Here is a 14,339-nt window from a genome sequence, read left to right as displayed (position 1 = left end):
GCGAACGGACGGTCAGACGGCCGTCGGCACCGCGGCCGGTTGGCCGGACTGGCTGACGGCTCGGTCCTTGGCTTCCTGAAGCGCCGCAAGCGTGTCGAGCGCCCGACCTTCGTCGGCGGTGAGATCGACCAGAAATGCGTCGTTGTTCTGCTTGATCCAGTCGAGCGGCATGTCCCACCACGCGAGCTGCAGCAGTCGTTCGCGCACTTTTTCCGTGAAGCGGAAGCGCACCAGACGGGCAGGTGAACCGGCATAGATGCCGTACGCCTCGGTGCGGAAATTGGGCGGAATGACGGCTCGCGCGCCGATCACGCATCCGCTCTCAATCTGGCTGCCACCGAGAAACAGCGCTTCGTCGCCGATCCAGACGTCGTTGTGAATCACGGTGTCCGCGTATTGCGGCATCGGCGCATTCTCGAGGCCGTTACCGTAGATGCTGAACAGGCTCGTGGAAATGGTCCGGGTCTCGTGCTGGCCATTCAACAGGAATCGCAGACGCATTCCGGCAGCCACGTGCTTGCCGATCACGAGTTTCTGAACGCCCTGATCGTACTTTGCGATCGAGCCCACACCGATCGCCGAGCACCGGCCGATATGAAACGTACCGACCTGCGCCTCTTCATCGACCCAGTTGCGGAAAAAGTCGTTCGGAATCGCCGAAAAGGCGCCATCCCGGTAGCCGAGCACGATGAAATGCTTCGCCCACGGATGGTCAGGCAGCACGCCAATACAATCGTCGGAGGTCGTAACGTTCATTCGCAGTCGCAAGTGTGCCGGTGCGGCGGCTCGATGCCGGGCCGCTCGATACGGCGGTGGAAAACGTCGCGGCATTTCGGCCACGAGCATGGACGATGCAGTATAGAAAGCCGGCGACTGCAACCGACAACGAATAAGAACGGCGTTCTGGCTTCTGTTCCGGCGATGGGGCCCTGGTGCGGTGCCGCGTTTGCTGCCTGGATGCGCCGCGCGGCGTTGTGGCATTGCCGTCAAGGCCGCTGGCGGGTGCGCGAATCATTCGGCGCTCGAGCGTTGGCGTCCGATTTTCCTTCGTGATGCTCCGGCGTCGGCAGAATCGTCGCGTCGACCCGGCCGGCCCGTTCCGTCACGGAAGACGGCCGCCGTGGCGATGTGTTGCCGGAGCCTTCACCAACGACGCGCGCCACCTGCCCCGCGCTCAGTTACTCGACGAACACCCGCCGCAACTGCTCGAACTGCACGAGCTGGAACTGCACGAACTCGACGAACTGCAACTCGACGACGAGCAACTGCTGTCCGATGCATCGAACGAACTGCCGCTGCCCGCTTTCACGGCGGCGAGCGACGACATCCGCGACGCGGCCTGCACGGTTTGCGAATACATCGACCATGCGGTGCCGGCCAGTGCGCCCGCGCCGAACAGCGCGGCAGTCCACAACAGCGGGTCCGGATCGTCGCGTTCGCGATCCTGCGCCTGCTGCGTTGTGTGCGTATTGGGTTGCGGAGGTTGCGGGCGCTGCGAATTTCGCGCGGCCCGCGGATCGTGCGAGATCCGGCGCGCGAGCAGCGCGGCCCGCCCGGCAGCCGTCGCCCCGCCCCGCCCGAAGCCGGTCAGCCGCCGCGCGACGAGCCGGTACGCGACCGCGAACACCGCCATGCAGACGGCGAGCAGCAGCACGGGCCGCCCGCGGCTCAGGCCGACCGCGAGTTTCGCGGCACCCGTGCCCAGCACGAGCAGCACGATCGCGCGCGCAGCCAGGCGCGACGCACGCATCTCGCCGGGCGCCCACATCCAGCCTTGCGCGCGCATCCCGTCGACGACCTCCTGCGCATACCCCGCGAGCCGCTCGCGAAACACGTCGTAGCGCACGGTGCCGGACGGCTGCTCCTTGAGCCACGCGCAGTGGTCGTCATGGCGACCCGCGCGGTCCACGTCGGCGATCTGCACGTAGCCACCCTGCCCGGGAACGGTCCACAGGTCGACCGCGCCCGCCTGCGCGAGCGACATCGTCACGACTTGGGCGACCCGTGCTTCGCCGCCGGTGAGATAGGCGACTTCGTCGGTGCTCAGGTCGGCCGACGCCTTGCGCGTGCGCCCACCCCAGCGGCGGCGGCGGAATTCGATCGCCTGAAGCACCAGGATCAGCAACAACGCGACCACGCATACCGGCACATAGAACGCGAGAAACTGCGGCCCCGCGTAGTTCAGCACGTTGAAGTCCTGCGCCGATGCACAGGTCGCGGCGACGCTCGCGACGGCAGCCGGCCATGCGAGTTTCGGCAGCCGGTCACGCCAACGCCGGCCTGCCGATGGAGCGGCCGGCGCATCTGCGCGTCCCGCCGCGTTCACGGCCGACGGTTCCGGCCGCGGCGATCCGGATGCGCCGCGCAAGCCGGGCCGCGGCCAGATCGACTCGGGCGGCTCGCAGCCGAACAGCCGGCGATAGCTGTCCAGCGTGTCGCGATAACGCTGCGCGTACACGGCGGCCTCGTCCGGCGTGCCCGTGCCGGGCATGTGATGCAGCCGCGCGCGCAGCACGCCGGCGCAGAAGACGTCCCAGTATTCGAGCGTGTATTGCAGGTGGAAATGCCACGCGGCATCGACCGCGACTGGCGGCGTGACCGGGTGTCCGGCCGCCTGCGCGAGAAACGCGAAGCGCTTGTATTCGTCGATCACCGCCAGCGCGTGCGCATGCGACCAGCCTTCGGCTTCGGCAAGGCGCCGGCTGTACGGCAGCGGCGCGTTCGGGTCGTCAGGGGAATAGGCGTGCAGACGCGCGAGCAGCACCTGCTGCGCATCGGTGAGCGCGCGGGCATCGACTGCGGTCGAGGTAGACGGGATGGCAGCCATCGGGAGTCGGCGCGATGCGCGGACGGCCGCCGCGATCGACGCTTGGAGTTGTCGTTGCGGGGGATTCTCGCACAACGGCGACGCGGCGTGACGGCGGCCGGCCGGCTGCATCCGGGGCCGCTCGCCGCGCTGCGCCGTGGGTCAGAAATCGAGCTGCGCCAGCGTGATGTCGAGCGCGGCCGCGACTTTCTTGCGCATCGACTTGCGCAGCTTCTCGCGCTTTTCCTGTTTCGCATAGTCGGATCGGCTGATGCCGATCCGCCGCGCGACTTCGGCCCGCGTCAGGCCGAGATACTCGCGCCACGCGCGCGCCGGCGAGCTTCCGTCGAACACGGCGCGCGTCACGAGCGCGTGCGGAATCGGGTCGCGTGTGCCGGACTGCTGCGCGACATAGTCCGCGTACGGAATCACGGCGAAGGCCGGCGTGCCGTCCGGGCCGTTGATGAACTGAACAGGGAGGGATTTGCTCATGCGGTGATCGCCGCTCCCGCTTCGGTGCGGCTGTTCCTCGTTTCGGTCGACAGGTTCAATCGGCGTTTCAAGCGGGCTTCGAACGCGTCGAACCGCACCGGCGCAAGGTTTCGCCGGGTCGGATGTGCACGCGATCGGAAACCGCCACGCTGATAGCCGGCCGGAATATTACTGCAAGCGGGGAAAGGGGGATGCGGGTGGTGCCGATGATGCGGTGAAACCGCCGAGTGCCTGGACACGCATGTTTTGGCGCCCGGCCGGGATCGAACGGGCACCTCCTGCCTTCAGTAGCTTTACCGGCGCGCAACACATCCTTTTAAATCAAAATCTTATGCACCTCGCAATCCACAAAACCAAGGTGAATCAAGGGCGCCCGAGCCCGTCCAAACTGCAATCCACTGTATTAATTCACCGCGCCTCGCCCAAGCAAACTTCTACGCCATATCTGGCAAGGCCTCCTTTTCGATTGCAAACGCGGCCTACCTGGCCGATCGGTACCGGCGATCGGGCTTGCGCAGAGAATTCGTAAGATAATGTGATCGAATTGAAAGGCGAGCCAGGGCCGGCTCGACAAACGAAAAAGAAGCGGACCACAAGTTTTGAACAGACGGAATTTCTTGATGGCGGCGGCGCTGATGCCGCTGCTCGGGGCATGCGGCCGCGATCAGGCAGCCGCGAAATTCGAACCACGACAGATTCTTGCCGGACCAAAACCGAACGACGGGCAACGTCACGCGCTCACCTTCGGCGATGACGGAATTACGTTCCTGCTCGACGGTACTCCATTCCAGATTCGCAGCGGCGAAATGCACCCCGCGCGGATCCCGCGCGAATACTGGCGGCACCGAATCCAGATGGCGAAGGCGATGGGCATGAACGCCATCGCCGTGTACGTCATGTGGAATTTTCACGAGACGGCCGACGGCCAGTTCGACTTCGAAACGGACGAGCGCGATGTCGAGGCGTTCATTCGGCTCTGCCAAGACGAAGGCATGTGGGTGCTGCTGCGCCCTGGTCCGTACATCTGCGGCGAGTGGGATCTCGGTGGTATCCCGGCACGCCTGCTCGCGCACGACGACATTCAGCTTCGCGTGGGATCGCACCGCGACCCGCGCTTCATGTCTGCGGCAAGCGCGTATATCGCCGCGCTCGCACCGCGTGTCCGTCCGCTCATGTCGGCGAGCGGCGGCCCGATCCTGATGCTCCAGATTGAGAACGAGTATGCGAGCTATGGCGACGACGTCGCATACCTCAACGAGATCCGTCGCGTGTGGGTCGACGGTGGTATTGCCGGCCCGTTCTTCACCGACGACGGCGTCAAGCAACTGCAGGAAAACCGCACGGCGCTCGATGGCTGCGTGATCGGTCTGAGCGGACCAAAGGCGCACGACATCGCGCAGATCCGGGACCAGTTCCCCGGCTCGACTGTCATGGGCGGGGAGGTCTATCCCGGCTTCTTCACGCATTGGGGTGACCAGAAATTCCAGGGCACCGACGCCGACATTTCGCGCGAGTTGGCCGACTTCATGAAGTACGGCCTGTCGTTCAGCATCTACGTGATCCACGGCGGAACGAGCTTCGGCTTCACGGCCGGCGCGAATCTCGACCACGAGACGGCCGAATATCAGCCAGATATCACGAGCTACGACTACTTCGCGCCAATCGACGAGCAAGGCCGCGCAACGGAAAACTTCACGCGGTACCGCGGACTGATCCAGGCGCACCTCCCAGATCCGCTGCCGGCCGTGCCGGCCGCGCCATCGACACTTGAGCTTGCTGGCGACTACGCGCTGAATCCGTACCTTTACGCGTCATTGTGGGACAACCTGCCTCCCGCAATCACGACCGCCGATGCACCCAGGCCTATGGAGGCGCACGGGCAGCAAAGCGGTTTCGTGCTCTACCGGCACGACGAGCTGGGCCGCGCGGGTGGGTCGCTGGCCGCGCGGGGGGTGCACGACTACGCGACAGTGTTTGTCGACGGCTCGTACGTTGGCGCAATCGCACGGCCGAAGATGCCGCGCTATCTCGCCGACGGGCTGCGCGTCGTGCGCGACGGCGACGACGTCACGCTGCCGACCGGCGGGAAATCGCTCGAGCTGCTCGTCGAAGGAATGGGCCGGGTCAACTACGGCGACGACCTGATCGACCGCAAGGGCATCACGGCGACTGTTCGCCTGGGTGAACACCCGCTCCGCGGCTGGGAAACTTATGCGCTCCCAATGGACGCAAAGTACATAGCGACCCTGCAGCCGCGCTGCACGGATCCCGTGCGCCCCGGCCTGTTCTACAAGGCGACGCTGATGCTTGATGCGGCCGGAGATACATTCCTGGACATGCGCGATTGGATCAAGGGCGTCGTATGGGTCAACGGGCACAACCTCGGGCGGTATTGGAACGTAGGGCCGCAATTCCGGCTCTTCTGCCCTGCCCCGTGGCTGCGGAGGGGTTACAACGAAGTGGTGATTTTCGACCTGCATCAGACGTCACCGGCGCCGATCGCCCTTCGATCAACGTTGATCGGATAGGGGTGCACTACCGCACGGTTGCTCACACGGACGATGGAGATCCCCATCCGCCGCTCACGCGGTCGGCTCGCACTCGGGCGGGCTCTTACTGCACGACGCCGGCGCCATGTGAGCAGCCCATTCTGGCCGGGCAGGTGACGGCGAGCCACGAAAACGCCGAGACTGCATAACCAGGGCGCATAAAAGTGCATGGAAGAATCGCCCCGCCGATCGCCGCGCGGCCCGTGATGGCCCGCCCGGTGCGGCCAGTGCATGCGGGCGTAAAAACTACTCGTTTTTGCGGGCAGGTAGGGCGGGGCTATAACTGCGCGCCGGCCCCTGGACGGCCTTGGCACGCGTCAGCTGCCCCGCCACGGGCCAGCCGCATGAGCGGCATGTGCATCGTGGCACGCGCTTACAAGTGTTGAAGGCGCTGGGCGAATGGGAAACGTTTGAAGATGGTGCAGCGCTATGCGTACCTGTCGGCCGATCATCTGGCGCAATGGGTCGCGCCGCCGACGGTCGAAGCGACGACGGCGACAGCTGCAATTCAGCTGCAACGGTATTGCACGACGAACGGGGGAAACTGCGGAGAACCTGACTAGACTTGGCGCGCCCGGCTGGGATCGAACCAGCAACCCCTGCCTTCGGAGGGCAGTACTCTATCCATTGAGCTACGGGCGCGTGTGACAGTGAAGCGACCCCAATATACAGGCCGCCCACAATTGGCAAGACGGCAAGGATACCCGGTTTCCCATGACGCGTCCACCTTGCCCACAGAATCGCCGCCGCACCACGCTGCGTGCGGGTAAACACGCGCCATCGCGCCGCTCGCCGTGATGTAAACGTTCCGTCTATAATCGACCGGGCTTCATTGGACTGCCATTTTGCCGTTGCACCGCGCTCACAATTCCTATTCACGGAGACGAGGCAAGCATGAGCGAAGCACCCCACGAATCTCCCGTCAAAACTCCCGGGCAGCTGATTGCCGTCATCATCGCGTCGTTCGCGATTCCGATCATCCTGATCGTCCTGTTCGCCAATTATGCGAACCATGCGTTCCGCGCCGGCGCCGGCACGGATGCACTATCCGACGAACAGGTCGCCGCGCGTGTCGCCCCGCTCGCGCAGGTCGAAGTGAAGGACGCCAACGCGCCCCGCACGTACAAGACCGGCGAGGAAGTCTACAAGGCCGTGTGCGTGACCTGCCACGGCACGGGCGCCGCCGGCGCACCGAAGTTCGGCAACAAGGACGATTGGGCGCCGCGCATTTCGCAAGGCTTCGACACGCTGCTGAAGACGGCCCTCGCCGGCAAGGGTGCGATGCCGCCGCGCGGCGGCACGAGCCCCGACGACGTCAGCGACTATGAAATCGCCCGCGCGATCGTCTACATGGCGAACAACGACGGCGCGAACTTCCCCGAACCGGCAGCACCGGCCGCCAACGCGGCGCAGCCCGCCAGCGGCGCGGCAGGCGCATCGGGCCCGGCCGACGCCGCGAGCGCGCAGATCGCCGCCGCACAGGCCGCGATCGCCGCAATCCCGAAGGCCGGCGAAGCACCCGCGGCCGCACCGGCCAGCGCCGATGCGGCAACGGCCGGCAAGGCGCTGTACTCGTCGACCTGCGTGGCCTGCCACGGAGCAGGCGTACTCGGCGCACCGAAGTTCGGCAGCAAGGAAGACTGGGCGCCGCGCCTGAAGGACTCGATGGACACGGTCTACAACTACGCGCTGCACGGCAAGGGCGCGATGCCGCCGAAGGGCGGGTCGAGCGCGTCGGACGCTGACGTGAAGGCAGCCGTCGACTACATGGTCAACTCGGCGAAGTAATACTTCCGCCGACCAGAAAAAACCCCCGCGGCGCACGCGCACCGCGGGGGTTTGTTTTTGCCCGGCCGCCTGATCGTCGGATCGTCGGAACACCGCGCGCCCGACGGCGCCACCGCCTCACTTCTGCAGCAACGCCTTCAGGCTCGCGAGCCGGTCTTTCGGCGACATCGGCGCCTCTTCCGGCGTGGGCGGCGGCGCGTCGTCGAGCCCCATCTCCGGGATGAAGCGAGACGGCTCGCACACGACCGTCTCGCGCGCCCGCTTGCGCTTCTTGCACCAGTTCAGGTGCAGGCTGCGCTGCGCACGCGTGATCGCGACGTACATCAGCCGGCGCTCCTCCTCGATCCGCTCGTTGTCGATCGGGCCGTCGTCCTCGCTGCCGCCGCGGTGCGGCATGATGCCCTCCTCGACGCCGACCAGGAACACATGCGGATACTCGAGCCCCTTCGACGCATGGACGGTCGACAGCCGCACGGCGTCCGGATCCTCGTCCTTGCCCTCGAGCATCGACATCAGCGCGACGGTCTGGATCAGGCCGAGCAGGTTCTTGCCGGTATCGGCGAGCCCGTCCGCGTTGTGGAAGCCTTCGGCCTCACCATCGACAGCCGCCGTCTCGGGCTTCGTGCCCTTGCGCTTCAGCCATTCGAGGAATTCGAGCACGTTCTGCCACTTCGACTGCGCCTGGCGCTCGTCGAACGCGTCGTACAGGTACGCCTCGTAGTGGATCGCCTCCATCATGTCGTCGAGCACGACGGTTGCGGGTTCCTTGTCCGCGCGGTCGGTCAGGCGCTGGATGAAGTCGCAGAACATCCTGAGCGGCTCGACCTGCCGCGCGGACAGCCGCGCCTCGATGCCGCCCATGTACACGGCCTCGAACAGCGACACCTTCGCCTGGCCCGCGAACGAGCCGAGCGCCTCGAGCGTCGTGTTGCCGATCCCGCGGCGCGGCGTCGTGACCGCGCGGATGAACGCGGGATCGTCGTCGGCGTTCGCGATCAGCCGCAGGTAGGCGCACAGGTCCTTGATCTCGGCCTTGTCGAAGAACGACTGGCCGCCCGACAGCACGTACGGAATCCGCTCGCGCCGCAGCACCTGCTCGAAGATGCGCGCCTGGAAGTTGCCGCGATACAGGATCGCGTAGTCGCGGAACTGCGCGCGCCGCTCGAACTTGTGCGCGGACAGCCGGAACACGACCGATTCGGCCTCGTGCTCCTCGTCGTTGCACGGCGTGACGGTGATCGAATCGCCCATCCCGTGCTCGGACCACAGCTTCTTCTCGAACAGCTTCGGGTTGTTCGCGATCACGTTGTTCGCGGCGGTGAGGATTCGCACCGTCGACCGGTAGTTCTGCTCGAGCTTGACCAGGTGCAGCTTCGGGAAATCCTTGCCGAGCTGCGCGAGGTTCTCGAGCGTCGCTCCTCGCCAGCCGTAGATCGCCTGGTCGTCGTCGCCGACCGCCGTGAACGCGGCGCGCGGGCCCGCGAGCTGCTTCAGCAGCTCGTACTGGCACGCGTTGGTGTCCTGGTACTCGTCGATCAGCAGGTAGCGCAGCTTGTTCTGCCAGCGGTCGCGCACCTGCTCGTTCTTCGCGAACAGCTCGGCGGGCAGGCGGATCAGGTCGTCGAAGTCGACCGCCTGGTACGCGTGCAGCGTCGCGACGTAGTTGCGGTAGACCAGCGCGGCCTGGTGCTCGTCCTCGTTGGCCGCGATCGCCATCGCCTCGTCGGGCATGATCAGGCCGTTCTTCCACAGCGAAATGATGCTCTGGACCTTGCGGATCAGGCCCTTGTCGGTCGTGCCGAGCTGCTCCTGGATCATCCCGAAGCAGTCGTCCGAATCCATGATCGAGAACTGCGGCTTCAGGCCGACGTGCTCGGCCTCCTGGCGCAGGATCTGCACACCCAGCGAGTGGAACGTGCAAACGGTGAGCTGGTTGACGGGCACCTTGCGGCCTTCCTTGCCGGGCGTGGTGAGCGTCTTGCCCTCGAGCAGCTTCCCCACGCGCTCGCGCATTTCGGCGGCCGCCTTGTTCGTGAACGTGACGGCGGCGATGTGGCGCGGCTCGAAGCCTTTCGCTTCGATCAAGTGCGCGATCTTCTGCGTGATCACGCGGGTCTTGCCGCTGCCCGCGCCGGCGAGCACGAGACAGGGACCGTCGAGGTAGCGCACCGCTTCGTTCTGGGCGGGATTGAGGCCTGCGGACATGATGGCGGATGGTGTTGCGGTTGACGGCGGAACGCCGGGAGGATGCCGTGCGCGACGGGCTGGCGAAGCAGGCGGACACGCGGGGCAGGACGCGCATGTTAACACGTCGGCGGCGCGCTTTTCGGGAGCGCCACCGGGCGGGGCTGCGCGGGCGGATCCCGCGGGCGCCCCCTGTCCGTCCGGCCAATCCGGCCCCGTTCGCGCACCGATCGACCACAATATGCGCACCCGGCGCCGCTCCGCGCGAGCCCGCCTGAACCGCCACCGGATCAACATCATGGGATACCCGTTCGCCACCGCCGCCCTTGGCCCGCTGCTGTTCGCGCAGGGACGCTACGTACGCCGCGTCACGCCGCGGCTGCCCGAGGCGGCCGGCCCGCGCGACGGCGTGGCGGGAGACGGCCCGCCGCTGCGCGTGCTGGTGGTCGGCGATTCGGCCGCCGCGGGCGTCGGCGTCGCGACGCAGCGCGACGCGCTGTCCGGCCAGCTGGCGAATGCGCTCGCGGCCACCCACCGCGTGAGCTGGAAGCTGCTCGCGCGCACGGGCCTCACTACACAGGAGCTCGTCGACTGGCTCGCCGCCGAGCCGGCCGAGCCGTTCGACGTGGCCGTCACGTCGCTCGGCGTCAACGACGTGACGGGCGGCGTGCCGCCGGCCCGCTGGCAGGCGCAGCAGGCCGAGCTCGTCCGGCTGCTCGCCGCGCGCTTCCGGGTCGGGCACGCGATCCTGTCGGCGGTGCCGCCGATGGAACGCTTTCCGGCACTGCCGCAGCCGCTCGCGTGGTACCTCGGGCTGCGTGCAAAGCGGCTCAACACGGTGCTCGCCGGGTGGGCCGCCGCGCAGCCGCACTGCACGTTCCTGCGCGTCGAGCTGCCGCTCGAGCGCCACCTGATGGCCACCGACGGCTTCCATCCCGGTGCAGCCGCCTGCGCCGTGTGGGCCGCGCAGGTCGCCGCCGCCGTGCTGCAGCGGGCAGCCGCATGACGCGGCACGGCGCCCTGCACCGGACGTTCGCCGCACGGGCAGCCGGGCGGGCCCGCACGTACGGCACGCGGGCCCGCGCAAAATGCCGGCTTTCCTTGCGCAAGCGCCGCGTCGCGCCGCGCGTTTCGCCGGAACGCGCCAGTACAAGCGGCGGCGCCATGCCAAAATAGCCGGTCGTCTTCGCGCCGTCTCGGCGCACCATCCTTTAGTTTCCTTCGCAGCCAGGGATTGCCATGTCGTCATTGCTCAGGATTGGTTTGATGGGTTTCGGATTCGCCGGCGCGACGTTCCACGCGCCCGTGATCGCCACGAGCGGCCGCACTGAAGTCGCCGCGATCGCGACGGGGCAGCCCGATCGCGCGCAGGCTGCGTATCCGGGCGCGCGCGTCGTCCCCGATCTCGACACGCTGCTCGGCCTCGACGACATCGAATGCGTGGTGATCGCCACGCCGAACGACACGCACTTCGCGCTCGCGCGCCAGGTGCTCGAAGCCGGCCGCCACGTGGTCGTCGACAAGCCCGTCACGCTCACCGCCGACGAGGCGCTCGCGCTCGCCCGGCTCGCGAACGCACGCAGCCGGCTGTTCGCGCCGTTCCACAATCGCCGCTGGGACGGCGATTTCCTCACCGTGCGCGACATCGTCAAATCGGGCGAACTCGGCCGCCTCACCTATTTCGCGTCGCACTTCGACCGCTTCCGCCCGACGCCGCGCACACGCTGGCGCGAGGAGCCGGCCCGCGGCGGCGGCCTGCTGCTCGACCTCGGCCCGCACCTGATTGACCAGGCGCTCGCGCTGTTCGGCCTGCCGGATACGGTGAGCGCGACCGTCAAGACGCGCCGAGACCATGGCACGGCGCCCGATTTCGTGCATCTGCAGCTCGGCTATCCGGACAAGGACGTCGCGCTGCATGCGAGCGCGCTCTCGGCGATCGAACCCGCGCGCTTCACGCTGCACGGCACAGGCGGCAGCTACCAGAAGTTCGGGCTCGACACGCAGGAGGACCAGCTCAAGGCCGGCCTCACCGCGGACGACGTCGAATTCGGCGGCGGCAACCCGCCCGGCCTGCTGCGCGTACTCGACGGCGAGGTCGAGGTCGAGCGCCCGGTGCCGACACTCGACGGCCAGTACGCGGAGTTCTACCGCGCGCTCGCCGCGTCGATCCGCGACGGTGCGCCGTTCCCCGTCACCGCGCAGGACGCCGTCGACGTGATGACGATCATCGAGCTCGCCGCGCAGAGCGAGCACGACGGCCGCCGGCTGCCGTTCGTGCGCCGCGCGATCTGACACCGCACGCGTACCGGTCGCGGCCGGCCGGCACGCGCGCGGCTGGCCCGGCGGATTCGATTACAGGAACATTCGGTTACAAATGCCGGGGGAACGAAAGTCAGCGTCCGACCGGTCTGATGCGTTTCTCAAAAAAGTCGATCCGACACCAATCCGTCTGGAGAATGTTGATGCAACGGTTGATTCGCGCAGCTGCGTGCTGCGTCCTGGTTTCCTCGCTTGCGGCCTGTATCGTGCAGCCGCAGCAGCCGGTCCGCCCGGCCCCCCCGCCGCGGCCGAACCCGCAGGTCGTCGCGAACGAGCGGATGCAGCAGATCCAGGGCCGGATCGACAACCTGCACCGCCGCATCGATGCACGCGTGAACGGCGGCTACTACCCGCCGCCGTACGGCGCGCAGCTTCACCACCGGCTCGACGTGATCCGCCAGGAAGCGAACGACATGTCCGCGCAACATAGCGGCGGTCTGTCCGGCGACGAGCAGCGCGTGCTGAACCAGGAACTCGACACAGCCGCGCGCGCGATCGGCGAGTAACGCACCGGCGCCCGCCGGAGCGGAAAAAGCGGCGGCACCGGCTGCCGCCGCTTGTAGTCGCTTGTCGCGAAGCGACATTCTTTTGCTCAAATTGACAAGGCCCACCCGCTCGCGTACAGTCGCCCGCACGCGTCGGGAGAGCGTGTAACCGTGCTGTTTCAGCCCGGTTGCGCCGCCGAAGGGGCACACCCGCAAACTCTCAGGCAAAAGGACCGACCGCGTCGGGGAATCCCGTCCGCGCATCGCGCGGGCCACACTCTCCCCGCACTCTGGAGAGCGGCAGTAGCCCGCAGCGCATAGGCTGCGCGGGCAAGCTGCCCACCGAAGGGGCGCGCGTTCGCCAGGCTTTGCCGGCAGCGCAATCTCTCAGGTATCGAGGACAGAGGGGCATGTACCGGATCGCTCGCAGGCCGTCGGCCGCGGTGGTCGGCACATGGCCGTTCTGATCCGCGCGCAAGCGCCTTGCCTGAGGCCTCGATGACTGCACTGAATCACACCCCGCTCAACGCCGCGCACCGCGCGCTCAATGCCCGCATGGTCGACTTCGGCGGCTGGGACATGCCCGTCAACTACGGCTCGCAGATCGAAGAACATGAAGCCGTGCGCACCGACGCCGGCATGTTCGACGTGTCGCACATGTGCGTGGTCGATTTCACCGGCAGCCGCGTGCGCGCGTTCTTCGAGCATGCGATCGCGAACAACGTCGGCAAGCTCAAGACGCCCGGCAAGGCACTCTACTCGTGCCTGCTCAATCCGCAGGGCGGCGTCATCGACGACCTGATCGTCTACTACTTCACCGAAGAATTCTTCCGCGTCGTCGTCAACGCCGGCACGGCCGAGAAAGACATCGCGTGGTTCAACCAGCTGAACGAGCAAGGCGGCTACGGCGTCACGATCACGCCGCGCCGCGATTTCGCGATCGTCGCCGTTCAAGGCCCGAACGCCCGCGAAAAGGCCTGGACGACGGTGCCCGCCGCGCGCGCCGCCACCAGCGAGCTGAAGCCGTTCAACGCCGCGCAGGTCGCCGGCACGCCGTTCGGCGATCTCACCGTCGCACGCACCGGCTATACCGGTGAAGACGGCTTCGAAATCATCGTCCCGGCCGTGCACGTCGAAGCGCTGTGGAACGCGCTGCAGCAAAACGGCGTGCGCCCGTGCGGGCTCGGCGCGCGCGACACGCTGCGCCTCGAGGCCGGCATGAACCTGTACGGCCAGGACATGGACGACACCGTCTCCCCGCTCGACGCGGGCCTCGCATGGACGGTCGACCTCGCCGCGCCGCGCGAGTTCGTCGGCCGCGCCGCACTGGAAGCAAACGGCACCCGCGCCGCGTTCGTCGGCCTGATCCTGCAGAAGGAAAACGGCAAGGCGGGCGGCGTGCTGCGCGCGCACCAGAAGGTCGTCACGCCGCACGGCGAAGGCGAGATCACGAGCGGCACGTTCTCGCCGTCGATGCAGGAATCGATCGCGTTCGCACGCGTGCCGGCGGCCGTCCAGATCGGCGACATGGTCCAGGTGCAAATTCGAGACAAGAATCTTCCCGCGCGCGTGGTAAAACTGCCGTTCGTGCGCAACGGCAAGGTCCTCGCTGCGTAACGGCCGGGAGGCCCGCCTCCCGGGAAGCCGGGAGATGGCGCCCGGCGCAACACCACACCCGGCGCGCCCCGGCGGCGCGCCAACAGAACGAACAAACCC

Annotated in this window: 10 protein-coding genes, 1 tRNA gene, 1 pseudogene and 2 riboswitches; of the genes and pseudogenes, 7 read left to right on the top strand and 5 right to left on the bottom strand. The window is 67.2% G+C overall.

Going from position 1 to position 14,339, the window contains the following annotated elements; translation table 11 throughout:
- Positions 1–12 precede the first annotated feature (12 nt).
- The 3 genes from ACPTTF_RS00810 to ACPTTF_RS00800 all read right to left on the bottom strand — a co-directional run bounded on the left by ACPTTF_RS00810 (position 13) and on the right by ACPTTF_RS00800 (position 3,298).
- On the bottom strand, positions 13–756 hold the full coding sequence (locus tag ACPTTF_RS00810; RefSeq protein WP_423371833.1) for an acetyltransferase: 744 nt from the start codon (positions 754–756) through the stop codon (positions 13–15).
- 418 nt (positions 757–1,174) lie between these two features.
- Complete coding sequence (locus ACPTTF_RS00805; protein ID WP_423370015.1) at positions 1,175–2,827, bottom strand: TIGR04222 domain-containing membrane protein; 1,653 nt, start codon at positions 2,825–2,827, stop codon at positions 1,175–1,177.
- Positions 2,828–2,968: 141 nt separating this feature from the next.
- A complete protein-coding gene (locus tag ACPTTF_RS00800; RefSeq protein WP_166963821.1) occupies positions 2,969–3,298 on the bottom strand; it encodes a helix-turn-helix domain-containing protein in 330 nt (109 codons plus the stop codon).
- A gap of 620 nt (positions 3,299–3,918) precedes the next feature.
- Between ACPTTF_RS00800 and ACPTTF_RS00795 the strand changes: the two genes are divergently transcribed.
- Together ACPTTF_RS00795 and ACPTTF_RS00790 are read left to right on the top strand one after the other, a co-directional pair.
- Complete coding sequence (locus tag ACPTTF_RS00795; RefSeq protein WP_423370014.1) at positions 3,919–5,826, top strand: beta-galactosidase; 1,908 nt, start codon at positions 3,919–3,921, stop codon at positions 5,824–5,826.
- Between the two features lie 373 nt (positions 5,827–6,199).
- Positions 6,200–6,410 (top strand): annotated as a pseudogene (locus ACPTTF_RS00790) (hypothetical protein); the annotation flags it as partial.
- A 3-nt stretch (positions 6,411–6,413) separates the two neighbouring features.
- Here the strand turns inward: ACPTTF_RS00790 and ACPTTF_RS00785 are convergent.
- Positions 6,414–6,489: transfer RNA gene (locus ACPTTF_RS00785), tRNA-Arg, on the bottom strand.
- Between the two features lie 252 nt (positions 6,490–6,741).
- Here ACPTTF_RS00785 and ACPTTF_RS00780 point away from each other — a divergent pair.
- Entirely contained in the window at positions 6,742–7,635 is an 894-nt protein-coding gene (locus tag ACPTTF_RS00780) for a c-type cytochrome (RefSeq protein WP_423370013.1), read from the top strand.
- Positions 7,636–7,752: 117 nt separating this feature from the next.
- Here the strand turns inward: ACPTTF_RS00780 and ACPTTF_RS00775 are convergent, their stop codons facing one another.
- Positions 7,753–9,840: a UvrD-helicase domain-containing protein gene (locus ACPTTF_RS00775; RefSeq protein ID WP_166963824.1), complete on the bottom strand. Its 2,088-nt coding sequence runs from the start codon at positions 9,838–9,840 to the stop codon at positions 7,753–7,755.
- A 277-nt stretch (positions 9,841–10,117) separates the two neighbouring features.
- Between ACPTTF_RS00775 and ACPTTF_RS00770 the strand changes: the two genes are divergently transcribed.
- From ACPTTF_RS00770 to gcvT, 4 genes are all read left to right on the top strand, one after another.
- Positions 10,118–10,825, top strand: a complete 708-nt coding sequence (locus ACPTTF_RS00770) for an SGNH/GDSL hydrolase family protein (protein ID WP_423370012.1) — start codon at positions 10,118–10,120, stop codon at positions 10,823–10,825.
- A 233-nt stretch (positions 10,826–11,058) separates the two neighbouring features.
- Positions 11,059–12,111, top strand: a complete 1,053-nt coding sequence (locus ACPTTF_RS00765; protein ID WP_166963827.1) for an oxidoreductase — start codon at positions 11,059–11,061, stop codon at positions 12,109–12,111.
- A gap of 170 nt (positions 12,112–12,281) precedes the next feature.
- The gene (locus ACPTTF_RS00760) at positions 12,282–12,644 is read left to right on the top strand and encodes a hypothetical protein (protein WP_027788671.1); all 363 of its coding nucleotides are present in this window, start codon (positions 12,282–12,284) and stop codon (positions 12,642–12,644) included.
- 123 nt (positions 12,645–12,767) lie between these two features.
- Positions 12,768–12,869, top strand: a riboswitch (glycine riboswitch).
- A 34-nt stretch (positions 12,870–12,903) separates the two neighbouring features.
- Positions 12,904–13,037, top strand: a riboswitch (glycine riboswitch).
- Positions 13,038–13,121: 84 nt separating this feature from the next.
- Complete coding sequence (gcvT, locus tag ACPTTF_RS00755) at positions 13,122–14,240, top strand: glycine cleavage system aminomethyltransferase GcvT (RefSeq protein WP_423370011.1); 1,119 nt, start codon at positions 13,122–13,124, stop codon at positions 14,238–14,240.
- Positions 14,241–14,339: the final 99 nt, after the last annotated feature.

The sequence above is a fragment of the Burkholderia crassaminum genome (assembly GCF_964265005.1).
Classification (GTDB): Bacteria; Pseudomonadota; Gammaproteobacteria; order Burkholderiales; family Burkholderiaceae; genus Burkholderia.
The sequence above is the reverse complement of the archived record's forward strand: the minus strand, read 5'-3'. Positions and strand labels throughout refer to the sequence as shown.

Bases quoted from the DNA above. Each gene is read 5' to 3' on its own strand.
- ACPTTF_RS00810 (WP_423371833.1), bottom strand. From the start codon at position 756: ATGAACGTTACGACCTCCGACGATTGTATTGGCGTGCTGCCTGACCAT.
- ACPTTF_RS00805 (WP_423370015.1), bottom strand. From the start codon at position 2,827: ATGGCTGCCATCCCGTCTACCTCGACCGCAGTCGATGCCCGCGCGCTC.
- ACPTTF_RS00800 (WP_166963821.1), bottom strand. From the start codon at position 3,298: ATGAGCAAATCCCTCCCTGTTCAGTTCATCAACGGCCCGGACGGCACG.
- ACPTTF_RS00795 (WP_423370014.1), top strand. From the start codon at position 3,919: ATGGCGGCGGCGCTGATGCCGCTGCTCGGGGCATGCGGCCGCGATCAG.
- ACPTTF_RS00780 (WP_423370013.1), top strand. From the start codon at position 6,742: ATGAGCGAAGCACCCCACGAATCTCCCGTCAAAACTCCCGGGCAGCTG.
- ACPTTF_RS00775 (WP_166963824.1), bottom strand. From the start codon at position 9,840: ATGTCCGCAGGCCTCAATCCCGCCCAGAACGAAGCGGTGCGCTACCTC.
- ACPTTF_RS00770 (WP_423370012.1), top strand. From the start codon at position 10,118: ATGGGATACCCGTTCGCCACCGCCGCCCTTGGCCCGCTGCTGTTCGCG.
- ACPTTF_RS00765 (WP_166963827.1), top strand. From the start codon at position 11,059: ATGTCGTCATTGCTCAGGATTGGTTTGATGGGTTTCGGATTCGCCGGC.
- ACPTTF_RS00760 (WP_027788671.1), top strand. From the start codon at position 12,282: ATGCAACGGTTGATTCGCGCAGCTGCGTGCTGCGTCCTGGTTTCCTCG.
- gcvT (WP_423370011.1), top strand. From the start codon at position 13,122: ATGACTGCACTGAATCACACCCCGCTCAACGCCGCGCACCGCGCGCTC.